Below are 21,975 nucleotides of genomic sequence, written 5' to 3' on the forward strand. Positions count from 1 at the left end.
AAACCATGGACACTGAACAACCGACAGCCGAGATCCCGACCGAACCGGTCATCCTGCCCCGCGCCGAGCACACCATCTCCCGTAAGCAGATTGACGAGAATTCCCTCAAGGTGCTTTATCGCCTGCGCCGGCACGGTTACAAGGCCTACCTGGTCGGCGGTGGGGTGCGCGACCTGCTGCTCGGTCGGACCCCGAAGGATTTCGACGTTGGCACCGACGCCACCCCCAACCAGGTGAAGAAGCTGTTCCGCAACTGTTTCCTGGTTGGCAGGCGCTTTCGCCTGGCACATATCCGTTTCGCCGGCGGTTCCCTGATCGAGGTGGCAACCTTCAGGCGCCAGGCGACCGAAGAGGATCGTCCCGAAGATCCTTCCCTCAACCCCTTTTATGCCGAGAACCTGTTCGGGACCCCGCGCCAGGATGCCTTTCGCCGCGACTTCACCATCAACGCCCTGTTCTATGACATCGAGGATTTCAGCATCATCGATCATGTCGGCGGTCTGCGGGATCTTCGTGACCAGCGGCTGCGGGTGATCGGTGATCCGCTGGTACGTTTTGCCGAGGATCCGGTGCGCATGCTGCGGGCGCTGGAATTTGTCGCCCGACTCGGCTTCAGCCTTGATGAAACGGCCCGGGAGGCGATCTACCTGCGGTCGGCTCTGATTGCCGAGGCGGCCCCGGCGCGACTGCGTGAAGAGTTGATGGAATTGTTTCGGCACAAGGTCGCCGGACACGTTTTCGCCAATGCCCAGGGGCTGGGCCTGCTCGAATACATCATCCCCGGTTACCAGGCCGGGCCGGGAACCCTGGCCCTGCTCGACGCCATTGACCGTCGTACCGCCGCCGGACAACCGGTGACCGAGTCGCTGGTGCTGGCTGCTCTCTATTACGAAATCTTTTCCGCCGGACTGGTTGCCGCCGGCGACCTTCCCATCGGTGAGGTTCTGGGGCGGGCCGCCAAGCTGCTTATCCCCCATTGTCTCCATTTCCATATCGCCAGCGGCATCCGGCACCAGGCCGCCGAGCTGCTGGTCGGCTGTTACCGGCTGCAACGCGGCCCCGGCCGTCGCGGGCAGCAGCGTTTCGTGCGGCATCCGAGTTTCGCCGCCGCGCTGGCGTTCTACCAGCTCTGTTGCGAGGCCGGTCAGGGGGATGTTGAACTGTTGTCGGCCTGGCGACAGTCACTCACCGAGACGCCGAAGGAGGCTCCCCGTAAACGACCGCGACGCCGTCGGCGGCGGAGGAAGCCGGCTTCTTCCCCCTCGCAATCCTGACCTCCCCATTGGTGCGGGTCGAAGACACCACTCCTCATGGCCGCGGGGCTGCCTGTCCGCTGTCATTTACAGTCCAGTCGTAATCGAGGTATTCCAGTTCGAATTCGCCGTCCTGCAGAAAGGCCCTGTCCTCGGTTGAGGTGTAGGGGAGCAGGAAGTTGACAGCTCCTCCGGCCCAGCGGTCGAAATGCTCCTTGTCAAAATCGAAGACCTTCGAGACCTTCACCACGCCGGTTTCACGGTTGATGGCAAGCCCCTTTTTCCGCTGCATGGCCAGGCGTTCCCCCTGATACCGCAGCTGGTCGTCAAGTTTCTCCCCGCTGAAGGGTTCCGGCAGCAGGTCGACGCAGGAGGCTGAAGCGCAGTTGATGCCGAGATGAACACGCAGATCCCTGAAACCTTCGACAAGTTGCTCGAATTCGATCTGATAAAGGGAATACTCCCGGCCGCCGACCAGAATGATCTCCTGTTTCCAGGGATATCCAAACCAATGGATTTTCGACGAACGGATTGAATCCACCGGCCAGTGGTCGAGAATGGTCTTGATGGCGGCGATATTGTAGACGTTGATCCAGAAGGCCATGCGTTGATTGCGATCGGCGATGGATGTCGGGTCGAAACGGGCCAGGTCGGCGAGCATTTTTCTCCATGTCGATCCCTTGGCGGATTGTTCCAGGTCCATGCGTGCGTAGTCGATGGTATTGACCGGAATGTTGTGGATCTGGCGATTGATGCTCAGGTAATTGTTCAGCATTTCGGCGTAGGGGGAGAAGTCGAAACCGGCGGCCGGCGAGGGACTCGGCAGCAGCAGAATCAGCAACAGGCTGAGGATGCAGCGAATCATGGGCGCTCCTGACGGCAAGAGGGAATATCTGATCGGTCGGCCTGCGCTTCGATGAAGAACGCAGGCTGTTGTTACATCATATCACTTGCGGATCAGGTCAAAAGTGGCCTGGATGGCCCTTGAGGTGTTTTTCATGAAAAAGCCCCGGACGCGATGCCGGGGCTTTTTTGATTTGACTGACGATTAATGCCGTCAGTTTTCCCTTTTCAGGGTTCATGAGCTTGGTTATCCCAAGTTCTTTTTTTATATTGAGTTTTTTTCACTACGCCAGAATGCCCGGTGGATCAGAGATGGTCATAAGTCATCTACCTCCCTGTTTGTTGCTGCGTTTGGTTTCACTATAGCAGATTCTCTCCCCCGAAAAAGTCTCCGTGGAAAAAAACTTGCTGAAGCAGGGATGTGTCCCTGTCGAGGATGGCGCGGGGGGGCTGAGATTCGTTGGGTTCTTCATGGATGGTGCCATCTCAGCCGATACCGTCCGGGACGCCGCCGGACGGTATCGGCTATTCATTTTGTGGACCTTGATCGTGGTTTGGCTTATACTTCTCGGTCCCTTTCCATTTGAGGAGCGACAGATGGCTTTTTCCGATCATCCGATCCTGATCTTCGACGGTGCCTGCGGCACCAACCTGCAGCAGATGGAGATTCCCGATGAGGCCTGGGCCGGCTGCGAGGGCTGCAACGAGGTTCTCAACCTGCACGGCCCCGAGTTCATCGTCCGGCTGCACAGCGAGATGCTCGACGCCGGGGCGATGGTGGTCGAGACTGACACCTTCGGCGCCTCTTCGGTGGTGCTGGCCGAGTACGGCCTGCAGGACAAGGTGAAGCAGCTCAACCGGCTGGCGGTGGAGCACGCCCGGACGGCGATCGCCGGCCGGGCGGACCGCTATGTCGCCGGCTCGGTCGGGCCGGGCACCAAGCTGCCCTCCCTCGGCCACATCGAGGTCGCCGAGCTGGCGGTCTCGATTCGCGAGCAGGTCGAGGCGCTGCTGGAAGCCGGGGTCGACTGCCTGATCATCGAGACCTGCCAGGACCTGCTGCAGACCAAAACCGCGCTGGTGAGCGCGTTTGAGGTTCTGGCCGCGGGCAAGATAGAGATCCCGGTGCTCGTTTCGGTGACCATTGAACAGCAGGGCACCATGCTGGTCGGTTCCGATATCGGCGCGGTGGTCGCAACCCTCGAACCCTTCGAGTTGTTCTCCCTCGGCCTCAACTGCGCGACCGGGCCGCAGGATATGGCCAGCCATGTCCGCTACCTGAGCCGCAACTGGCCGGCGCGGATCTCCTGCATTCCCAATCAGGGGCTGCCGGAAGTGGTTGACGGCCGAACCGTCTATCCTCTCTCGCCGAGCGCCTTTGCCGAGCAGATGCACCGCTTCGTGACCGAAGAAGGGGTCAGCATTGTCGGCGGCTGCTGCGGCACCAGCCCGGATCATATCAGGGCCCTGGCGGAAAAGCTCGCCGGCGTGACGCCGAAAAAACGGGAGGTGTGCTGATGAAAGCCCAGGTTGCCAGTCTCTACCAGGCGGTTGATCTGCAGCAGGAGATCCCGCCGCTGTTGATCGGCGAGCGCTGCAATCCCAACGGTTCCAAGGCCTTCCGCGAGGCGCTGCTGGCCGAGGATTGGGATGCCTGTCTCAAGGTCGCTCTTGACCAGGAGGCGCGCGGCGCCCAGGTCCTCGATCTCTGTGTTGCCTATACCGGGCGGGATGAAAAGCGCGATATGCTGACCCTGGTGAAGACATTCGCCGGCAGCTGCAAGGCGCCGTTGATGCTCGACTCGACCAGCCCCGAGACCCTGGAGGCGGCCCTGCCCCTCTATCCGGGGCGGGCGATCATCAACTCCATCAACCTCGAAGACGGGGGCAGAAATCTTGAACGAATCTGCCGGCTGGCGAAGACGTACGGCGCGGCGGTGGTCGCCCTGACCATCACCGAGGCGGGGATGGCCCTGACCTGTGAAAAGAAGGTCGCGGCGGCCAGGCGGATTTACGATCTGGCCGTCAACAGCTACGGCCTGCGGCCGCAGGATATCCTCTTCGACCTGCTGACCTTCACCGTCGGGTCGGGGGATGAGAAGATGGTCAACGCCGCCGTCGAGACCCTCGACGCCATCCGCCGGGTGAAGCAGGAGTTGCCCGGTGTCAGCTTCACCCTCGGGGTCAGCAACATTTCCTTCGGCCTGCGGCCGGCGGCGCGCAAGGTCCTCAACTCGGTTTTCCTGCACGAGGCGGTCGCGGCGGGACTCAATACCGCCATTGTCGACGCCGCCAAGGTCATTCCCCTTAACTCGATTTCCGAGCAGGACCGCGAGGTCTGCTACGATCTGCTCTTCAATCGCGGCCACGACCGGGAGCTGTCGCCGCTGATGCGCTTCATCGAGCATTTCGAGCAGGCTGCCGACGGTGACGAGGACGAGCCGCAGGAGTCGCTGCGTTACGAGGAACAGTTGCGGCAGCGGGTCCTCAAGGGGGACAGGGAAGGTCTGGAGGATCTGCTTTCGGAACTGCGCGGCCGCTGGCGGCCGCTTGATATCATCAACAACCTGCTGGTGCCGGCGATGCGCGAAGTCGGTGAACTGTTCGGTCGCGGCGAACTGCTGTTGCCCTTTGTGCTGCAGTCGGCCGAGGTGATGAAACGGTCGGTGGCGCTGCTTGAACCCTACATGGAACGGATCGAAGGGGAAAGCCGGACCAGCCTGCTGCTGGCCACTGTCGCCGGTGACGTCCACGACATCGGCAAGAACCTGGTCGATATCATCCTTTCCAACAACGGTTACCAGGTGCATAACATCGGTATCAAGGTGCCGGCCGAGGAGATCATCGCCAGGGCGCAGGAGCTGCAGCCGGATGTCATCGGTCTCTCCGGGCTGCTGGTCAAGTCGGCGCTGCTGATGAAGGAGAATCTGGCCCAGTTCCGGCAGGCCGGGCTGAAGCAGCCGGTCCTGCTCGGCGGCGCGGCCCTGACCGCCCGCTACGTGGCCGATGACTGCGTCCCCTGTTATGATGCCCCGGTGGTCTACTGCGCCGATGCCTTCGCCGGGTTGAAGGCGATGCGCGAGTTCGAGGCCGGGACCCTGGTTGCGACGAAAGTGGAAGTTCGCGAAGCCGCTGCCGGCAGCCGTCCGGGGCCGCGTGCGGTGGAGATTGATCGTGAGATCGCGGTTCCCGAGGTGCCTTTTTTCGGCAGTCGCACCTGCAGCGAGGTCGATCCGGCCGAGGTTTTTCCTTTTGTCAATGAGCAGGCCCTGTTCCGTGGCCGCTGGGGCTACCGGCGCGGCAAGCTGAGTGCCGAGGACTACGCTGAACTGGTGGCGACCGAGGTGCTGCCGACCTATGAACGCTTCAGGCAGGAGGTACTGGAGAGCGGCCTGCTGCAGCCGCGGGTTGCCTGGGGCTATTTCCGTTGCCGCGGCGAGGGGGATGAACTGGTCCTGGAACATGAGGGGAGGGACTTCCACTTCGGCTTCCCACGCCAGGGTTTTGCTCCCCACCTCTGCATCAGCGATTTCTTCCACAATGAGGAAGAGGGGGGGGATGTCGCCGGGCTGTTCGTGGTCACTCTCGGTCCCGAACTGGCGGAAAAAACCCGTGCCCTCTACGCGGCTGCCAACTACAAGGATTACCTGCTCTGGCATGGTTTCGGGGTTGAGGTGACCGATGCCCTGGCCGAATACTGGCACCGCAAAATGCGTTTCGAGATGGGCATCGCCGAAGGCGAACCGGAGACCATCGGCGACTACGTGGTGCAGCGTTACCGCGGCAGCCGCTACGGTTTCGGATACCCGGCCTGCCCCGACCTGGAGCTGCAGCGACCGATTTTCGAGCTGCTGCAGCCGGAACGGATCGGCGTCAGCCTGACCGAGAACTGCGAGATGGTGCCGGAGATGACGACGTCGGCGCTTGTGGCGCATCACCCGCAAGCCAAGTATTTCGCCGTGTAGGCGATTGAAAAAGGCCCATCTGCGTCGTTCCCCTCACCTTCAGTCGCTGCGACGTAGCTGCCGCTACGCCTCACTCTTCAGGTTCGGGCGCCTAGCATCTGGACCTTTTTGAATCGCCTTGGGGGGGATAAAAAGATGGACTTGCGGCGTTACGCTCCGCCCTCAATCCTCGACGTAGCTGCCGCTACGCCTGCGGTTTCAGTTGTCGCAAGCCTTGCATCCGGGCACTTTCTCACCGCCTTGGGGATTGGAAGGCGGTACGGGTCGCAATGGCAGAGGTCGATTGAAAAAGGCCCATCTGCGTCGTTTCCCTCACCTTCAGTCGCTGCGACGTAGCTGCCGCTACGCCTCACTCTTCGGGCTCGGGTGTCTAGGAGTCTGTCGGACTATCCGGGCTGAAGCGAAAATTTGGCTGATTGAGGTCAGATTTCAGCTCATTTGAGGGCAATAGCCGTAGCTATTGATCGAAAAGGAGCTGGAATATGGGCCAATCAGACGGATTTGCAGCCAGTCCATGGATTGTTCGACAGACTCCTAGCATCCGGACCTTTTTGAAGGAACTGAATCATTTATCAGGAGGTTGTGTGATGTGGAAAAATCTTTTGGTCCTCATGTTGCTGCCGCTGCTGGCGGCCTGTTCGGTGGTGATGGCGACGTCTGGTCCCGAGTGCAAGGATCTGTCGGTCCTCAAGCGGGGCACCGACCGTTACCAGGTGCTGGCGGAGCTGGGACAGCCGGTGGCGACCGAGGTCGAGGCCGATGGCCGCAAGTGTGACATCTTCAAGTTCATGCAGGGACAGCATGGGGCGGTCAAGGCGGGCAAGGCCCTGCTGTACGGCGCCGCCGATGTTTTGACCTTCGGCGTGGCGGAACTCGTCACCACCCCGGTGGAGGGGGTGGCCGGCAAGGGGGCCGAGATCAAGGCTCGGGTCCTTTATGATGCTCAGAATCGGGTTGACGAAGTCCAGGTGCTGGGGGATGGCCGCTGGATCCCGGTGCAGAGCATCGGTGACGGGACCGGTCAGGGTTAGCCCTGTCGCGGGTCAGTCGAGGGGGTCGAAGATCTCTTTGCCGAGATAGCAGAGCGGGCAGCACCAGTCTTTCGGCAGCTCGTCGAAGCTGCTGCCGGCCGGGATGTCGGACATCGGGTCACCCTGCTGAGGGTCGTAGATATAGCCGCAGTTGGAACAGATGTAGCGCATGGCGTCTCCGTGGTGGGGGGCGGCTGAAAAGCACCAATCTACTTCGTTGTCCTTGTCTTCGTCGCTGCGGAGTAGCTGCCGCTACGCCTCACTCCTCAGCCTGCGTCCGCCTCGTATCTTGGCACTTTTGAGCCGCCCAGGTTTGGTCCAGGGCATCTCCGTGGTGGGGGGGGCAATCGAAAAGCACCCGTCTGCTTCGTTGCTCCCGTCTTCAGTCGCTGCGGAGTAGCTGCTGCGGGTCGTACTCGGCCCCTTGGCCTTTCTCCTTTAGCCTTTCACCCTTAGCCGCTTTTCCCCTAAATAATTCCGTCCAGATACTTCCTTATATCCGCCCGGATCGGCATGATGTAGGCGCTGGCACCGCGCGTCTTGACGAAATGCAGGGCACGCCTGGTGAACTGCCGGTTCCATTCCAGGGTTGGTTCGAAGTCGGGCGGGAAGAAGCCGTTGTTCTTGTTCTCCCAGTAGGCCTGGCTTTTTTCGGTCAGCACCGGGGCGATGCCCCACCAGATGTCGAGGCCGATCAGCAGGTCGGCCCAGATTTCCATGAAGCGCAGGTCGAAAAAGGGCTGGGTGAACAGTCCGTCGGCGCCGGCGTTCAGCTTGGCGCGGACATAGTCGAGTTCTTCCTTGACGCCGCTGCGGTAGGGGTCGAGGCCGGCGTAGATTTTGACGCCGGGCAGTTCCTGCTTCAGCCGGGAGATGAACTCGGTGACCGGGGTGCGGAAGGTGCGATGCAGCATGTCCTGGGGCGGATCGCCGGAGATGGCGAGGACCGCCGGGCAGCCGCTGCGACGGATGGTGTCGAGAAACGGCCAGTCCTCCTGCAGGTCGAAATCGATGGCGCGCAGATGCGGAATCACCCGTTCCACCTGCGGAGCGATGGCCTCCGCGGCGTCCCAGGCGCGCAGGGGAAACTGCAGCAGGTCGGGGATATTGATGGTCCGCACCCGGGGGAAATGTTCCCGCACGGTCTGCAGGTCGCGCTCCAGAACTTCGCGTGAGCGGGGCACCAGTTCGATCGCGAGATCGCCCATTTACCGTTGTTCTCCTCGGTTGAACCTGGCCGGTCTGACTCAGGTTAGAATAAGCAGGTAGCCGTCCGGGTCGTGAAGCCAGATTTCCCGGCGCTTGAACTCGTCGTCATCCAGTTCGTAGAGCAGGTGCAGTTGCTGCCGGTCAATGGCCCGCCGGGCCGCCTCCAGGTCGGGAAGCTCCAACTCCAGGGTCATCCCGACCCCCTTGGGGTGGCGATCAAGATGTTCAAACAGGGCCGGATGCGAAGCTTCCAGCGCCTGTTGCCGGCGGAAGAGGATTGCTGTATCGCCGCACAGCAACAACAGAACCCGGGGGAATTCCGGCGCCGGTTCAAAAGTTTCCAGTTGCAGACCGAGAATGTCACGGTAAAAAAACTCGGTCCGGTCGAGGTCGGCGACCGCCAGGGTCAGGGTCAGGCTCATGCAACGCTCCTTGCGGCTGTTTGTATCACGCCGGGAATGTGCTGGCAACCGAACCGCGGTTGACGCTGTTCGTTCGCCTGTGCTTTAATCCTGAATCGGTGAGTTCATCACCGGCGGATAGTGCAAGCCATTGCCCTGCCCGCGATCCCCGGAAATCGCCGGTGAACCTGTCATTTGAAAACCGTATTCAGGGCAGGCGCTTGCACTCTCCATCCGGCATAAACGCACTGATTCAGGTTGATCCCTGCAGTTGCGAAAGAGTCGACGACATGTCTCTTGTTTTCATCGGGCTCGGTGCCAATCTCGGTGACCGGCTTGCCAACCTGCGTCATGCCCGGACGGCCCTGGCCGCCATGACCGAGGTCCAGCTGGTCGGCAGTTCGCGACTCTATGAAACCGAACCGGTCGGCGGCCCCGAGGGCCAGCCGGCCTTTTTCAATGCGGTTTTACAGCTTCAGGTTGAACTTGACCCGTACCAGCTGCTGGAGCGGTGCCAGGACCTGGAGCGCGCCTGTGGTCGAAAACGTGAAACCCGGTGGGGGCCGCGCACTCTGGATATTGATCTGCTGCTGGTTGACGCCATGATCAGCCGCAGTCCGGAGCTGGAACTGCCTCACCCGCGCCTTGCCGGACGCGGTTTTGTGCTGGCGCCATTGCTTGATCTGGCGCCTGATCTGCCAATTCCGGGAAGCGGCGGAACGGTCGGCGATTTATGGCGGCGGGGAGAGCCCTGGACGGGGATCGCCTGCCGTGGAGACTGGTAAATGATCCGTCTGCTGCTGCTGGCGATTTTCGCCTTTCTGATTTACGCGATGGTTTCGGCCATCCTGCGGATTTTTCGTCGTGGACAGGGTCTGAACCCGCCGTCCCCGGCCGAGAAGAGCGACGCCGGGGAGGAGATGGTCAAGGATCCGGAGTGCGGTACCTACCTGCCGCGGAGCGACGCGCTGAAAGAGACGATAGCCGGGCACCCGCAATTTTTCTGTAGTACAGCCTGCCGGGACGCCTACCGTTCCCGGTCGAAATAAACCTGTCGGTCAAGGAGCAGAAGAATGAAATTTTTTATTGATACCGCCGAAGTTGACGAGATCCGCGCCGCCTGTGAGCTGGGCCTGGTCGATGGCGTCACCACCAATCCGTCGCTGATCGCCAAGAGCGGGCGCGATTTCAAAGAGGTGATCACCGAAATCACCGGCATCGTCGACGGACCGATCTCCGCCGAGGTGATTGCCCTCGATGCCCCCGGCATGCTGGCCGAGGGGCGGGAGTTGGCCAAAATCCACAAGAATATCGTCATCAAGGTGCCGATGACCGAAGAGGGTCTCAAGGCGACCCGGGTGTTTGCCGCCGAAGGTATCCGCACCAATGTCACGCTGATCTTCTCCCCGGTGCAGGCGTTGCTGGCGGCCAAGGCGGGGGCGAGCTATGTCTCTCCCTTTGTCGGTCGTCTCGACGACATCGGTCACGAGGGGATGGAAGGCATTGACCAGATTCGCAGCATTTTCGACAACTACGGCTATACCACCGAAATCATCGTCGCTTCGGTGCGCAGCCCGATGCACGTGCAGACCTCGGCCCTGCTCGGTGCCGATATCGCCACCATCCCCTTCAAGGTGATGCAGCAGCTGGCGCGGCACCCGCTGACCGATGTCGGTATCGAGAAGTTTCTGGCCGACCACAACAAGGCGCAGAAATAAGCATCTTTCCGCCTGCCGGACTGGCCCGGCACCGCTTCTCTGCTAGGAGTCTGTTGACTATCCATGGACTGGCTGTAAATCCGCCTGATTGGCCCATATTTCAGCTTCTTTTTGATCAATAGCTACGGCTATTGCCCTCAAATGAGCTAAAATCTGACCTCAATCAGTCAAATTTTCGCTTCAGCCCGGATAGTCAACAGGCTCCTGGACTGCAGGAAGTGGCGCCGGGCCTTTTTTGCTGTATGCTGGTCAGGCCTCTTGACGAAGACGCCGAAAAGGTCTAAAACTGCCAGGCGTATACCGTCTAAGATGCCGTTATAATGATGTTTTAAGTTTCGTCTGCCAGGCCTGGTGATGCCGGGAAACGAATTTTTCGGTGATATGATCTGACCAGTTTGCCTGTTTTTTTTGGGAGAGTATGGGGAGCGGGGCCTGAACCCGGATCAATGGCTGATTCGGGCTGCATGGCCCTGGAGGAAGAATTGTCCGCTGCGGAGGTCGGCATGCAGGTTCCAGGTATGCCGGTTCGATGTTGTCAGGTGCCGGCCCCAAGACCGGATAGACTTTTTCACAACCCATAGCTTGAGGTGAAGAACCCATGAACATTCACGAGTACCAGGCTAAGGCGATCCTGCGGAATTTCGGCGTGCCGGTTCCGGAAGGACATGTCGTCTACAACAGCAACTCGGCCCGCGACTGGGCCAAGCGTCTCGGTGACGGCCCCTGGGCGGTCAAGGCGCAGATTCATGCCGGCGGTCGCGGCAAGGGGGGCGGCGTCAAGATCGCCAAGACTCCCGACGAGGTGAAGCAGTTTACCCGCGACATGATCGGCATGACCCTGGTGACCCACCAGACCGGGCCCGAGGGCAAGCTGGTCAAGCGGGTGCTGGTTGAGGCGGGCTGCAACATCGCCGACGAATTCTACGTTTCCTTCCTGGTCGACCGTGCCACTTCCAAGGTGACCCTGATGGCTTCGGCCGAGGGCGGCATGGATATTGAGGAAGTCGCCGCCAATACCCCGGAGAAGATCTTCTTCGAGGCGATCGATCCGACTGTCGGCATGACCGCTTTCCAGGCCCGCAAGGTCGCGTTCAAGCTCGGCTTTGCCCCGGCCCAGGTCAAGCAGGCGGTGCCCCTGCTCAAGAACCTCTACACCGCTTTCGTCGAGGCGGACTGTTCGCTGCTGGAAATCAATCCACTGGTGCTGACCGCCGACGGGCAGCTCCTCTGTCTCGATGCCAAGATCAATTTTGATGACAATGCCCTCTTCCGTCACCTGCGCATTCGCGATCTTCGCGATTACGACGAAGAAGACATGATGGAGATCGAAGCCTCCCAGTACGATCTCTCCTACATCGCCCTCGACGGCAACATCGGCTGCATGGTCAATGGTGCCGGCCTGGCGATGGCGACCATGGATATCATCCAGTATTATGGCGCTTCACCGGCCAACTTCCTCGATGTCGGGGGCGGAGCGACCATTGAGCGTGTGACCGAGGCCTTCAAGATCATTCTCTCCGATGAAAAGGTCGAGGGAATCCTGGTCAATATCTTCGGCGGTATCATGAAATGCGACGTGATCGCCACCGGAGTGGTCGAAGCGGCCAAGCAGGTCGGTGTCAAGGTGCCGTTGGTGGTGCGCCTTGAGGGAACCAATGTCGATCTCGGCAAAAAGATTCTGGCTGAGTCGGGTCTCGATATCGTCAGTGCCGACGGCATGGCGGATGCCGCCGAGAAGATCGTCAAAGCCGTCAAGGCCGCCTAAGGAGAGTTCACAATGAGTATTCTGATCGATAAAAACACCAAAGTCATCACCCAGGGAATTACCGGTGCCACCGGCCTGTTTCATGCCCAGGGCTGCCGCGATTACTGCAACACCCAGATGGTCGGCGGGGTCACTCCCGGCAAGGGCGGCGGCGAGATCGACGGGTTTCCGATTTTCGATACCGTCGAAGAAGCGGTCGAGAAGACCGGCGCCAATGTTTCGGTTATCTACGTACCGCCGATCGGCAGCGCCGACGCCATCATGGAGGCGGTCGACGCCGGGCTCGACCTGGTGATCTGTATCACCGAAGGCGTGCCGGTTCTCGACATGGTCAAGGTCAAGAAGTACATGGAGGGCAAGAAGACCCGCCTGATCGGCCCCAACTGTCCCGGCGTCATCACCCCCGGGCAGTGCAAGATCGGCATCATGCCCGGTTACATCCACAAGCCCGGTCCGGTCGGGGTGGTTTCCCGCTCCGGCACCCTGACCTATGAAGCGGTCTGGCAGCTGACCAGCCGCGATATCGGTCAGACCACCTGTGTCGGTATCGGCGGAGACCCGGTCAACGGCACCAGCCACCTTGACACGCTGCAGATGTTCGAGGAGGATCCCGACACCGAGGCGGTGATCATGATCGGTGAGATCGGCGGCGACGCCGAAGAGAAGGCTGCCGAGTTCGTCCGTGACCACATGACCAAGCCGGTAGCCGCGTTCATTGCCGGCGCCACCGCCCCTCCCGGGAAGCGGATGGGCCATGCCGGTGCCATCATTTCCGGCGGCAAGGGCGACGCGGCGAGCAAGAAAGCCTTCCTGCGCGAGTGCGGCATCAGTGTTGCCGATTCTCCTGCGGAGATGGCCGAGGCGCTGCTCAAGATCTGGAAGCCCTGAACCGGGTTGACGTGATTCTGGACAAAGTAAAGGCGCCGGGACTGGTTCCCGGCGCCTTTGCGTTTGTGAGGTCGTCAACTCTGCGTTGCATCCCGCTTCGCTTGTGCGACGTCGCTGCCGCTACGTCTCCGCACTTATCGGGGGACGCCTTGATTTGATCCTGAATCCAATGCCTTGTAACGGTGGTCGATGCTGTTCCCGGTTGCACGGAGTTGACTTCGGTGTCCCGGGACACGTAGGATGAGAGGTTGAACCGTCGGTCTCGCGGAGGCGGGCGCAGAAGAGAAAGAGGAGCTGGCAGATGGCTCTGCTGAAAATAGTTCGTCATCCCGACCCGGTGCTGAAAAAGGTGGCTGCCCCGGTGACCGATTTTGATGCCGGGTTGCGGCGGTTGGCCGAAGACATGGCCGAGACCATGTATGCCGCGCCGGGAGTCGGCCTGGCCGCCCCCCAGGTCGGGGTTTCAAAACGGTTGATTGTTCTCGACTGCAGTCCCAAGGATGAAAAGCAGCTGGTGGTTGCCGTCAATCCGAAGATCGTTTTCGGCGAAGGGGAGTCCTGCGAAGAGGAGGGTTGCCTGTCGGTTCCGAGCTACTATGCCAAGGTTGAACGCAAGGCCCGGGTGCAGGTGCAGTACCAGGATCTGGAGGGCGTCGAACATCTGGTCGAAGTCGAGGGCCTGTGGTCGACCTGCTTCCAGCACGAAATCGACCATCTCGACGGCATCCTCTTCGTTGACCGGCTTTCACCGCTGAAAAAAAGCATCTTCCGCAAAAAGTACAAAAAAATTCTTGAACAGTTGGAGGAGCAGCTCTGATGCAGCCCGCTGATATCCGCACCGTTTTCATGGGGACCCCCGACTTCGCCTGCCCGTCCCTCGCGGGCCTGATTGATGCCGGTTGCAACCTGGTCGGAGTTTTCACCCAGCCCGACCGGCCGAGCGGTCGCGGTCGCAAGCTGACCCCGCCGCCGGTCAAGGTGCTGGCCGAGCAGCGGCAGATTCCGGTTTTTCAGCCGGAGAAGCTGCGGCGTCCCGAGGCGGTCGAACAGCTGCGGAGCCTCGCTCCGGATCTGGTGGTGGTGGTGGCCTACGGGCAGATCCTCTCCCGGGAAGTGCTGCAGCTGCCCCGCTTCGGCTGCATCAACGTCCATGCCTCGCTGTTGCCGAAGTATCGCGGCGCGGCGCCGATCAACAAGGCGATCATCGATGGTGAGACGGTCACCGGGGTGACCACCATGTACATGGATGAAGGGCTCGATACCGGAGATATGCTGATCCGGAAGAGTCTTGACATCGGTCCGAATGAAACCGCCGGCGAGTTGCACGATCGTCTCGCGCCGCTCGGTGCCGAGGCGATGCGGGAGACCCTGCAGCGGCTCTGTGCCGGGACCCTGGAACGGGTGCCGCAGAATGACGCGGAAAGCAGCTATGCCTCGATGATGAAGAAGGAGGATGGCCGCATCGACTGGAACCGCCCGGCGCGGCAGGTTCATAACCTGGTTCGCGGTCTTGATCCCTGGCCGTCGGCCTACACGACCCTCGATGGCCTGACCCTGAAGATTGCCGCGACCTCGGTGGTTGCCGGGACGGGAGAGCCGGGTATGGTGCTGCAGGCCTCCGCCGACGGAGTGCTGGTCGCCTGCGGGGAGCAGGCGCTGCTTGTCGGTCGGCTGCAGTTGCCCGGCAAAAAACAGCTTGCGGCGGCGGACTTTCTGCGTGGTCACGATCTTCCGCCCGGGACAAGGCTCGGCTGAGACAGGATGATTTAAAGGTGAATCAGGATTTCAAACCGCGCAAGCGGCTTTTTATCGCCCTGCTCGGTGGTGCCGGCGGTGTGGTGCTGGTCGTCGCTTTTCTGCTCTGGTGGGTGCCCTCGGTCGGGCTCGGCAACATCCATCCGGCCCTGCCGTTGATTTTCGGCCTGGTGCTGGGGGTGCTGTCGCTGGTTGTGGTCGGCGGTCTTGCCCTGCTGATCCTGACCCTGCTGACCGGGCGGGATCTGTTCTTCTCCGAGCGGCTGCGGCGGATTGTCATTCGCTATCTTTTCCCCGCCATCATCAACCTCGGCAAGTTGCTCGGTGTCGACCGTGATACCCTGCAGCAATCCTTCATCGCTCTCAACAACCAACTGGTGCGGGCCAAGAAGCTGCGGGTCCGTCCCGATCAGGCCCTGATCCTGCTGCCGCACTGCATCCAGCTGTTCGACTGCGATATCAAGATCACCGGCGATATCCAGAAATGCGTGCGTTGCGGACGCTGTGACATCAGCGGCCTGGCCGAAATCGCCGTCGAACGCGGGATCGATATCGCGGTTGCCACCGGCGGTACCCTGGCGCGCAAGATCATCGTCGACAAGCGTCCACGCTTCATCCTTGCCGTGGCCTGCGAGCGGGACCTGACTTCGGGTATTCGCGATTCCTATCCGCTGCCGGTTATCGGGGTTCTCAACCATCGCCCCAACGGCCCCTGCTTCAATACCCATGTCGTTCTCGACGAAGTGCGCCAGGTCCTGGGTGAACACGTGGTCGAAACTACGTGAATGCCCCTTGACCCGGGGGGGAACAATTCTTATCTTGCCGGAAAAGCCACCAATGCCGGTGGCCTTTTCTGACTCTGTGAGGACTCGACAATGAATGCTCTTCGAACTGCAGCCCTGATGACCCTGCTGACCCTGCTGCTGGTGGCGGCCGGTGGCGCCATCGGTGGACAGGGAGGCGCCACCTTCGCCCTGTTGATGGCCGCGGTGATGAACCTCGGCAGCTACTGGTTTTCCGACAAGATCGTGGTCAAGATGTACCGCGGCCGGGAAGTGCAGAGCGGTCCCCTCTTTGACGTGGTCACGGAACTCTGCCGGCGCAACGGTCTGCCGATGCCGCGGGTCTACATGCTGCCGCAGCAGGCCCCCAATGCCTTTGCCACCGGCCGCAACCCGCAGCACGCGGTGGTGGCCGCCACCGAGGGAATTCTGCAGATCCTTTCCCGTGACGAGTTGATGGGGGTGATGGCCCACGAGCTGGCGCACGTGCAGAACCGCGACATCCTCATCGGTTCGATCGCCGCCACCTTCGCCGGGGCGATTTCCTGGCTGGCGCACATGGCGCAGTGGGCGCTGATCTTCGGTGGCGGCCGTGATGACGAGGACAGCAACCCGTTGGCGCTGATCGGCATGATGATCCTGGCGCCGATCGCGGCGATGCTGGTGCAGATGGCGATCTCCCGTTCCCGCGAGTACCAGGCCGATGCAACCGGAGCGAAATTCTGCGGCAGTCCCTTCAGTCTCGCCAACGCCCTGCGCAAGCTGGAGGCCGGTAACCGGCGTCAGCCGATGGCAAAGGTCAACGAGGCGACCGCCCATATGTTTATCGTCAATCCGCTCAAGGGCGGCGGGATGATGGCGCTTTTCTCCACTCATCCGCCGATGGAGGAACGCATTCGTCGACTGGAGGCGATGACTGTCGGCTGAAACCGGCGGTTCCGTCATCCCTTCTCCTTCCGGGGAGTTTTTCGCCGGGTCTGTTGACTTTTTCCGCAAAAGGTTCCCTGTTTTATGCCCCGTTCTCCCCGCCCCCGCAACCTGTCAGATCCGCGACTCCTCGCCTTTGAGATTCTGCAGCGGGTCGAACAGGGCGCCTATGCCGACCTCGCCCTTGACGACGTTCTGCGTCGTCGAGGCGTTTCCGATCCACGTGACCGGGGGCTGCTGACCAAGCTGGTTTACGGCGTGCTGAGAAAGCGCGGGCGGCTCGATTATGTTCTGGCCCGACATTGTCGGCAGCCGCTGGGGAAGCTGGAAACGAAGGTTCTGCAGATCCTGCGGCTGGGCGCCTACCAGGTCCTTGAGCTGGAGCGTATTCCGCCATCGGCGGCGGTCAATACCAGTGTCAACCTGGCCAGGCAGGTCGGTCTGCAGCGCGCGTCCGGGTTCATCAACGGGGTCCTGCGCGGACTGTTGCGCGGTCTGCCGCAACTGGTCTGGCCGGATGAGCGGAAAAACCCGCTGGACCATCTGCAGCATGCCTGCTCGCTGCCGCGTTGGCTGGCGAAGCGCTGGCTGGCTGTTTACGGTGCCGAAACCGCCATCCGCCTGGCTGTGGCTCAGCTGCAGCCGGCACCATTGAGTCTGCGCTGCAACACCCTCAAGGTCAGTCGGGAGGAACTGCTTGCCGACCTTGAACGACGGGGAATCGCGGCACGCGCCTGCCGGTTCGCCGCGGAGGGCGTGGTTCTTGATGACCGCCGCGGGTTGGAGGTGTTGCCCGCCGACTGGTTCCAGGTGCAGGATGAGGCGAGTATGCTGGTTGCGCCCCTGCTGGGGGTGCGGTCGGGAGAAACAATTCTTGACTGCTGTGCCGCCCCGGGGGGCAAAACCACCCATCTGGCGGCATTGGGAGACAACCGGTTGGCGATCACCGCCCTTGACCTGCATCCGCAGCGGGTCGAATTGATCCGTGCCGGGGCGCGGCGTCTCGGTTGCGCGGGGATTGAGGCGTGTGTCCGGGACATGACACAGTCTGCCGATTTTCCCGCTCCGGCCGGTTTCGATCGGGTTCTGGTCGATGCCCCCTGCAGCGGCCTTGGCGTCTTGCGCCACAACCCGGAAACCCGTTGGCGGCGAAAACCGGAATCCCTGGGCGAGTTGTCAGCCCTGCAGGGCGCCATCCTGGGCCGGGCAGCGGAGCTGCTCAAGCCGGGCGGAGTCCTGGTCTATTCGGTCTGTACCGTCACCGAGGAGGAGACCGGCCAGGTGCTGGAGGGTTTTCTCGCGGCTCATCCGCAGTTTGTCCTGGAGGATCTCCGCGAGGTCATGCCGCAGTGGGCGGAGCTGTGTGACAGACAGGGCTGCCTGTCGACCTGGCCCCGCCATCCGTTCCTCGACGGCTTCTTTGCCGCCCGCCTGCGCCGCAGGATCTGAGCTTCATTTCCGCTGCCGGACGTGATACAAAGCAGGGTATTGAAAAAGGCATGTCCCCTCAGGCTGAGCAAAAATGTCCAGATGCAAGGCGTCCGCACACCCGCGGAATAAGGCGCACCGGAAGGTACGTCGTTGGCGCGGGGGAAGGACAACGCAGCAGATGGACGTTTTTCATCAGCCTGATGACATTCCCAACCAGGAGCAGACCATGGTCAAGATAGCCCCCTCGATTCTCTCGGCCGACTTCGGTCGTCTTGCCGAAGAGATTCAGGCCGTCGCCGCCGCCGGCGCCGACTATATCCACGTCGATGTCATGGACGGGCATTTCGTGCCGAACATCACCATCGGGCCGCTGGTGACCGTTGCCGCCCGTCAGGCGACGGAGCTGCCGGTCGATGTCCACCTGATGATCGAAAACCCTGATCTTTACATCCCCGAATTCGCCAAGGCCGGTGCCGACATCATCACCGTTCACCAGGAGGCGGTCGCCCATCTGCACCGGACCGTGCAGCTGATCAGGAGTCTGGGGAAAAAAGCCGGGGTTTCGATCAACCCGGCCACGCCGGTTTCCAGTCTCGACGTGATTCTGGAAGATCTCGACCTGGTGCTGGTGATGAGTGTCAATCCGGGGTTCGGCGGACAGGGATTTATCGACAGCGCGCTGGGCAAGATCAGCCAGTTGCGGCAGATGATCGACAGCCGCGGCCTGGCGACTGAAATCGAGGTGGATGGCGGAGTCAAGATCGACAACATCGGTCGGATTGCCGCGGCCGGTGCTGATGTGCTGGTGGCCGGCAGCGCGGTCTTCGGCAGTGATGACTACACGGCGACCATTGATCAGCTCAAGGCCAATGCTGTTGCGCAGACCTGACGTTCGCGATTCGGGGATTGTTGTGATCGTGGAGGTTGCAGCGACGGGCCCTGCCCGGATCTGCCGGTTGAGGAGTCGCGAATCCAGGGGGGGGTCAGGAAAGGGTCTCGGCTCTCAATATGGCATCGAGTTCGCCCCGCTCGTCGAGGGTGAAGAGTTCGTCACAGCCGCCGATCCCGCTGCCGTTGATAAAGATCTGCGGTACTGTCCGGCGTTCTGAACGCTGGACCATTTCCTGCTCTTTCTCGGGGTCGTCGCTGATCTCATACTCGACGAAATCGACCCCCTTGATTTTCAGCAGTTCCTTGGCGCGGCGACAATAGGGGCAGTAGTTTCTGGTGTAGATTTCGATACTGCTCATGGTGATGCTCCCGGTTTTCATGGCAATCTGGCAGAAGTTCGATTTTACCTGTTCATTGCCGACATGCAAGTCCCGATTGCAGGTGACGTGAATTCAGGGCTGTAAAGCCGGAGATCCAATCTGATTCCCCGATGTGGAGGCTGTGATGTCGATTCGTCTGCTGTGGCTCCTTTTCCTGCTCCCGGTCCTGGTTGGATGCGCAGGCTTCGGAGGGGCTCTCGAGACCCCTCGCAAGACGTTCGAGTCGGATAATGTCGATTTTATGCAGCGCCTTCGCTGGAAGGATATCAACGGTGCCGCGCAGCATGTCGCCAAGCCCCGGCGCAAGGCGTTTCGGGATCTGTTTGTTGGCCAGGATGACCTCAAGATCACCGATGTACGGCTTGATTCGGTTGAATTTTCCGAGGATGGTGAAGAGGTTGACAGCACGATCGTGATCGAATACTACCGTCTGCCGTCGACTCGGGTGCGGACCCGGCGCTATGAACTGCATTGGACCTTTTTCAATGCCGATCAGCCGACCCCTGTCGGTTGGCAGATCACCAGTGATATTCCCCCGATTCCCTAGTCTTTCAGCCCCATTCCGGGAGCCAAAAAGGGCTTGATTTAGGCCCCTCTGCTGTGGTAATTAACTGCATACTGTATACAAAATCAGGGGAAGTTGACGGCCTTTATCGGACGCTCTTTCCCTTTTTTCAGGCAGTTTGACGCTCCCTGCAGGGTCGGGGTGCGGTTTGCTTTTGGAGGTAGACTTTGTCTCAGGTTATTTTTTCCAGCTGGGGTCGGCAGATCGTCGATAACCGCCAGGGCGGTGAAACGGATCTTGCTTCGCTGAAGCTGAAGCTGCCGGACCGCTACCTTGAGAACGGTGCTATCGGCGCCTTCATGGGTTGGGACGGCATTATCGTACTCGACAGGGAAACCGATATTGTCGCCATGGCCGCTGAATATATGAAGCGGGTCCAGGAGAAGTACTGTTGCGCCAAGTGTTCTCCCGGCAAGAAAGGGACCCGGGTGCTGCAGGATACCCTGGCCCGCATCGTCTCCGGTCACGGCGAGGAGCGGGATCTGGAGATTATCGAGGGCTTGTCGGCACTGCTCGACAACTGCAAGTGTACCCTCTGCATGACCTCGGCGCTCCCGGTTTTCGATACCGTCAAGTATTTTCGTGACGACTACCTCGCTTACATCCGCGGTCGGCGCAAAGCGAAACCGGCCGCTTCCTATCACGACAAGTTGACCGCGCCCTGCATGGACCGCTGTCCGGCGCATATTGACATCCCGTCGTACATCGAAGAGATCAAGAATCGCCGTTTCGACGAATCGCTTGACGTCATCCGCCGCAACATGCCGATTCCGGCGGTCTGCGGCCGGGTCTGCCCGCACCCCTGCGAAAGCGCCTGCCGGCGCGCGCTGGTTGATGAACCGATCAGTATCATGGTCCTCAAGCGGGTGGCGGCCGATCATGAGTGGATGCATCACAAGCAGCCGCCGATGGCGCCTGCCGGCAGCAGGGAAAAAACCGTCTGCGTGATCGGCGGCGGCCCCGCCGGCGTTTCCTGTGCCTACTACCTGGCCCTTGAGGGCTACAAGGTCACCATCCTCGACATGCTTCCGGAGCCCGGCGGCACGGTCGCGGTCGGTATTCCCGACTATCGCATGCCTCGTGATCTGCTGCGGCGCGAATACGAAATCGTGCAGGGCCTCGGCGTCGAGATCAAGTTCAATACCAAGCTCGGCCGCGATATTTCCCTGAAACAGGTCAAGGAACAGTACGACGGCGTTTTTATCGGTGTCGGCGCCTTCCGTTCCAAGCCGATGGGGGTTGAGGGGGAAGACCAGGGTTACGAAGGCTTCTCCGAAGGCGGCATCAACTACCTGCGTGCCGTGGCACTCGGCCAGCCGATCAAGACCGGCAAACGGGTGATCGTGGTCGGCGGCGGGAATACCGCCATCGACTGTGTGCGGGTCGCCCTGCGCGAGGGCGCCGAGGACTCGATCCTGGTCTATCGGCGAACCCGCAAGGAGATGCCGGCGGAATCCTATGAGGTCGATGATGCCGAGGAGGAGGGCGTACAGTTCGAGTTCCTGCGCAATCCGACCCGGCTGGTGCACGAGAACGGCAGGATCACCGGGGTTGAGGTGGTCAAGATGGAACTCGGCGAGCCGGACGAGTCGGGTCGTCGTCGTCCGCAGCCGGTGCCCGGCAGCGAGTACGTGATCCCCTGTGACATGGTCATCCCGGCCATCGGCCAGGACCCGGATCTTTCCTTCCTCGAAGAGGATAATCTCGGCATCGAAACCACCCGCTGGAACACCATCGTGACCCGCGGCGGGGTGTTGATGACCGACTGCGAGGGCGTTTTTGCCGGTGGTGACTGTGAAATCGGACCGATGACCGTGGTCGCTGCGGTCGGCCAGGGGCGCCGTGCCGCCCGCGCCATGGCCCGCTATCTCGAAACCGGCAGGACCTTCCTCGACGAGGCCGATGCCATGGAAGACCTGGTGAACAATCTTGGTGTGTTCGACAAGGATGAGCCGGTCGGTCTGGCCGGCGGCACCCATCGCGAGCATCAGCCGAAGATCAGTGGTCCCGAGCGGGCCAGGGGGTGGGACGAGATCGAACTGGCGATGCCGGAAACCCAGGCGGTGCGTGAGGCGGAACGTTGCCTGCGCTGCTACCGGGTCGGCATGGTGGCGGTTGGGTAACAAAGCAGTTCGACTGAACGGACCGCTTCCGGGTCCATACCAGTATCG

22 protein-coding genes are annotated in these 21,975 nt (G+C 61.1%); 17 read left to right on the plus strand and 5 right to left on the minus strand.

Annotated features, from left to right (window positions below; all coding sequences use genetic code 11):
- The first annotated feature begins 5 nt into the window (after positions 1 to 5).
- Complete coding sequence (gene pcnB / locus B5V00_RS04910) at positions 6 to 1,274, plus strand: polynucleotide adenylyltransferase PcnB (protein WP_085009648.1); 1,269 nt, start codon at positions 6 to 8, stop codon at positions 1,272 to 1,274.
- A 34-nt stretch (positions 1,275 to 1,308) separates the two neighbouring features.
- On the opposite strand, the gene B5V00_RS04915 is transcribed toward pcnB, so the two are convergent.
- Positions 1,309 to 2,118 (minus strand): DUF547 domain-containing protein, encoded by an 810-nt coding sequence (locus B5V00_RS04915; RefSeq protein WP_085009649.1) that lies wholly within the window; start codon positions 2,116 to 2,118, stop codon positions 1,309 to 1,311.
- A gap of 575 nt (positions 2,119 to 2,693) precedes the next feature.
- Here B5V00_RS04915 and B5V00_RS04920 point away from each other — a divergent pair.
- The 3 genes from B5V00_RS04920 (at position 2,694) to B5V00_RS17280 (ending at position 7,092) form a co-directional block, all read left to right on the plus strand.
- The gene (locus B5V00_RS04920; protein WP_085009650.1) at positions 2,694 to 3,614 is read left to right on the plus strand and encodes a homocysteine S-methyltransferase family protein; all 921 of its coding nucleotides are present in this window, start codon (positions 2,694 to 2,696) and stop codon (positions 3,612 to 3,614) included.
- Positions 3,614 to 6,061, plus strand: a complete 2,448-nt coding sequence (locus tag B5V00_RS04925; protein WP_085009651.1) for a methionine synthase — start codon at positions 3,614 to 3,616, stop codon at positions 6,059 to 6,061. Before B5V00_RS04920 ends, B5V00_RS04925 begins: the two co-directional genes overlap by 1 nt.
- 587 nt (positions 6,062 to 6,648) lie before the next feature.
- Positions 6,649 to 7,092 carry a hypothetical protein gene (locus B5V00_RS17280; RefSeq protein ID WP_085009652.1) on the plus strand — a complete coding sequence of 148 codons (444 nt, stop codon included), beginning with the start codon at positions 6,649 to 6,651 and terminating at the stop codon, positions 7,090 to 7,092.
- Positions 7,093 to 7,104: 12 nt separating this feature from the next.
- Here B5V00_RS17280 and B5V00_RS04935 read toward each other — a convergent pair whose 3' ends face one another.
- From B5V00_RS04935 to B5V00_RS04945, 3 genes are all read right to left on the minus strand, one after another.
- Positions 7,105 to 7,263 (minus strand): rubredoxin, encoded by a 159-nt coding sequence (locus tag B5V00_RS04935; protein WP_085009653.1) that lies wholly within the window; start codon positions 7,261 to 7,263, stop codon positions 7,105 to 7,107.
- 296 nt (positions 7,264 to 7,559) lie between these two features.
- The gene (locus tag B5V00_RS04940) at positions 7,560 to 8,300 is read right to left on the minus strand and encodes a methylenetetrahydrofolate reductase (protein WP_085009654.1); all 741 of its coding nucleotides are present in this window, start codon (positions 8,298 to 8,300) and stop codon (positions 7,560 to 7,562) included.
- A 39-nt stretch (positions 8,301 to 8,339) separates the two neighbouring features.
- Positions 8,340 to 8,723, minus strand: coding sequence for a VOC family protein (locus tag B5V00_RS04945; protein ID WP_085009655.1), 384 nt, complete (start codon positions 8,721 to 8,723; stop codon positions 8,340 to 8,342).
- Between the two features lie 269 nt (positions 8,724 to 8,992).
- On the opposite strand from B5V00_RS04945, the gene folK reads away from it, so the two are divergent.
- The 11 genes from folK (at position 8,993) to rpe (ending at position 18,857) form a co-directional block, all read left to right on the plus strand.
- A complete protein-coding gene (gene folK / locus B5V00_RS04950; RefSeq protein ID WP_085009656.1) occupies positions 8,993 to 9,487 on the plus strand; it encodes a 2-amino-4-hydroxy-6-hydroxymethyldihydropteridine diphosphokinase in 495 nt (164 codons plus the stop codon).
- Complete coding sequence (locus B5V00_RS04955) at positions 9,488 to 9,751, plus strand: eL24 family ribosomal protein (RefSeq protein WP_085009657.1); 264 nt, start codon at positions 9,488 to 9,490, stop codon at positions 9,749 to 9,751.
- A gap of 24 nt (positions 9,752 to 9,775) precedes the next feature.
- Complete coding sequence (fsa, locus tag B5V00_RS04960) at positions 9,776 to 10,420, plus strand: fructose-6-phosphate aldolase (RefSeq protein WP_085009658.1); 645 nt, start codon at positions 9,776 to 9,778, stop codon at positions 10,418 to 10,420.
- Positions 10,421 to 11,018: 598 nt separating this feature from the next.
- Positions 11,019 to 12,185 (plus strand): ADP-forming succinate--CoA ligase subunit beta, encoded by a 1,167-nt coding sequence (gene sucC, locus B5V00_RS04965; RefSeq protein ID WP_085009659.1) that lies wholly within the window; start codon positions 11,019 to 11,021, stop codon positions 12,183 to 12,185.
- Between the two features lie 12 nt (positions 12,186 to 12,197).
- On the plus strand, positions 12,198 to 13,073 hold the full coding sequence (gene sucD / locus B5V00_RS04970; protein WP_085009660.1) for a succinate--CoA ligase subunit alpha: 876 nt from the start codon (positions 12,198 to 12,200) through the stop codon (positions 13,071 to 13,073).
- 301 nt (positions 13,074 to 13,374) lie between these two features.
- Entirely contained in the window at positions 13,375 to 13,890 is a 516-nt protein-coding gene (def, locus tag B5V00_RS04975) for a peptide deformylase (protein ID WP_085009661.1), read from the plus strand.
- Complete coding sequence (gene fmt / locus B5V00_RS04980) at positions 13,890 to 14,828, plus strand: methionyl-tRNA formyltransferase (RefSeq protein WP_085009662.1); 939 nt, start codon at positions 13,890 to 13,892, stop codon at positions 14,826 to 14,828. Before def ends, fmt begins: the two co-directional genes overlap by 1 nt.
- A gap of 17 nt (positions 14,829 to 14,845) precedes the next feature.
- Positions 14,846 to 15,613, plus strand: coding sequence for a DUF116 domain-containing protein (locus tag B5V00_RS04985; protein WP_085009663.1), 768 nt, complete (start codon positions 14,846 to 14,848; stop codon positions 15,611 to 15,613).
- A gap of 90 nt (positions 15,614 to 15,703) precedes the next feature.
- Complete coding sequence (gene htpX / locus B5V00_RS04990) at positions 15,704 to 16,537, plus strand: zinc metalloprotease HtpX (protein WP_085009664.1); 834 nt, start codon at positions 15,704 to 15,706, stop codon at positions 16,535 to 16,537.
- Between the two features lie 84 nt (positions 16,538 to 16,621).
- Positions 16,622 to 17,986: a 16S rRNA (cytosine(967)-C(5))-methyltransferase RsmB gene (gene rsmB / locus B5V00_RS04995; protein WP_085009665.1), complete on the plus strand. Its 1,365-nt coding sequence runs from the start codon at positions 16,622 to 16,624 to the stop codon at positions 17,984 to 17,986.
- A 208-nt stretch (positions 17,987 to 18,194) separates the two neighbouring features.
- On the plus strand, positions 18,195 to 18,857 hold the full coding sequence (rpe, locus tag B5V00_RS05000; protein WP_085009769.1) for a ribulose-phosphate 3-epimerase: 663 nt from the start codon (positions 18,195 to 18,197) through the stop codon (positions 18,855 to 18,857).
- A 94-nt stretch (positions 18,858 to 18,951) separates the two neighbouring features.
- Here the strand turns inward: rpe and grxC are convergent, their stop codons facing one another.
- Positions 18,952 to 19,218, minus strand: coding sequence for a glutaredoxin 3 (gene grxC / locus B5V00_RS05005; protein WP_085009770.1), 267 nt, complete (start codon positions 19,216 to 19,218; stop codon positions 18,952 to 18,954).
- A gap of 145 nt (positions 19,219 to 19,363) precedes the next feature.
- Here grxC and B5V00_RS05010 point away from each other — a divergent pair, with 145 nt between their 5' ends.
- Both B5V00_RS05010 and B5V00_RS05015 read left to right on the plus strand, forming a co-directional pair.
- Positions 19,364 to 19,786: a hypothetical protein gene (locus B5V00_RS05010; RefSeq protein ID WP_085009666.1), complete on the plus strand. Its 423-nt coding sequence runs from the start codon at positions 19,364 to 19,366 to the stop codon at positions 19,784 to 19,786.
- Positions 19,787 to 19,971: 185 nt separating this feature from the next.
- The gene (locus B5V00_RS05015; RefSeq protein ID WP_085009667.1) at positions 19,972 to 21,927 is read left to right on the plus strand and encodes an FAD-dependent oxidoreductase; all 1,956 of its coding nucleotides are present in this window, start codon (positions 19,972 to 19,974) and stop codon (positions 21,925 to 21,927) included.
- Positions 21,928 to 21,975 lie beyond the last annotated feature (48 nt).

Source organism: Geothermobacter hydrogeniphilus, from assembly GCF_002093115.1.
GTDB classification, from domain to species: domain Bacteria; phylum Desulfobacterota; class Desulfuromonadia; order Desulfuromonadales; family Geothermobacteraceae; genus Geothermobacter_A; species Geothermobacter_A hydrogeniphilus.

What these genes read in the sequence shown, in the direction of transcription:
- pcnB (WP_085009648.1), top strand. Translation starts at nt 6, where the DNA reads ATGGACACTGAACAACCGACAGCCGAGATCCCGACCGAACCGGTCATC.
- B5V00_RS04915 (WP_085009649.1), bottom strand. Translation starts at nt 2,118, where the DNA reads ATGATTCGCTGCATCCTCAGCCTGTTGCTGATTCTGCTGCTGCCGAGT.
- B5V00_RS04920 (WP_085009650.1), top strand. Translation starts at nt 2,694, where the DNA reads ATGGCTTTTTCCGATCATCCGATCCTGATCTTCGACGGTGCCTGCGGC.
- B5V00_RS04925 (WP_085009651.1), top strand. Translation starts at nt 3,614, where the DNA reads ATGAAAGCCCAGGTTGCCAGTCTCTACCAGGCGGTTGATCTGCAGCAG.
- B5V00_RS17280 (WP_085009652.1), top strand. Translation starts at nt 6,649, where the DNA reads ATGTGGAAAAATCTTTTGGTCCTCATGTTGCTGCCGCTGCTGGCGGCC.
- B5V00_RS04935 (WP_085009653.1), bottom strand. Translation starts at nt 7,263, where the DNA reads ATGCGCTACATCTGTTCCAACTGCGGCTATATCTACGACCCTCAGCAG.
- B5V00_RS04940 (WP_085009654.1), bottom strand. Translation starts at nt 8,300, where the DNA reads ATGGGCGATCTCGCGATCGAACTGGTGCCCCGCTCACGCGAAGTTCTG.
- B5V00_RS04945 (WP_085009655.1), bottom strand. Translation starts at nt 8,723, where the DNA reads ATGAGCCTGACCCTGACCCTGGCGGTCGCCGACCTCGACCGGACCGAG.
- folK (WP_085009656.1), top strand. Translation starts at nt 8,993, where the DNA reads ATGTCTCTTGTTTTCATCGGGCTCGGTGCCAATCTCGGTGACCGGCTT.
- B5V00_RS04955 (WP_085009657.1), top strand. Translation starts at nt 9,488, where the DNA reads ATGATCCGTCTGCTGCTGCTGGCGATTTTCGCCTTTCTGATTTACGCG.
- fsa (WP_085009658.1), top strand. Translation starts at nt 9,776, where the DNA reads ATGAAATTTTTTATTGATACCGCCGAAGTTGACGAGATCCGCGCCGCC.
- sucC (WP_085009659.1), top strand. Translation starts at nt 11,019, where the DNA reads ATGAACATTCACGAGTACCAGGCTAAGGCGATCCTGCGGAATTTCGGC.
- sucD (WP_085009660.1), top strand. Translation starts at nt 12,198, where the DNA reads ATGAGTATTCTGATCGATAAAAACACCAAAGTCATCACCCAGGGAATT.
- def (WP_085009661.1), top strand. Translation starts at nt 13,375, where the DNA reads ATGGCTCTGCTGAAAATAGTTCGTCATCCCGACCCGGTGCTGAAAAAG.
- fmt (WP_085009662.1), top strand. Translation starts at nt 13,890, where the DNA reads ATGCAGCCCGCTGATATCCGCACCGTTTTCATGGGGACCCCCGACTTC.
- htpX (WP_085009664.1), top strand. Translation starts at nt 15,704, where the DNA reads ATGAATGCTCTTCGAACTGCAGCCCTGATGACCCTGCTGACCCTGCTG.
- rsmB (WP_085009665.1), top strand. Translation starts at nt 16,622, where the DNA reads ATGCCCCGTTCTCCCCGCCCCCGCAACCTGTCAGATCCGCGACTCCTC.
- rpe (WP_085009769.1), top strand. Translation starts at nt 18,195, where the DNA reads ATGGTCAAGATAGCCCCCTCGATTCTCTCGGCCGACTTCGGTCGTCTT.
- grxC (WP_085009770.1), bottom strand. Translation starts at nt 19,218, where the DNA reads ATGAGCAGTATCGAAATCTACACCAGAAACTACTGCCCCTATTGTCGC.
- B5V00_RS05010 (WP_085009666.1), top strand. Translation starts at nt 19,364, where the DNA reads ATGTCGATTCGTCTGCTGTGGCTCCTTTTCCTGCTCCCGGTCCTGGTT.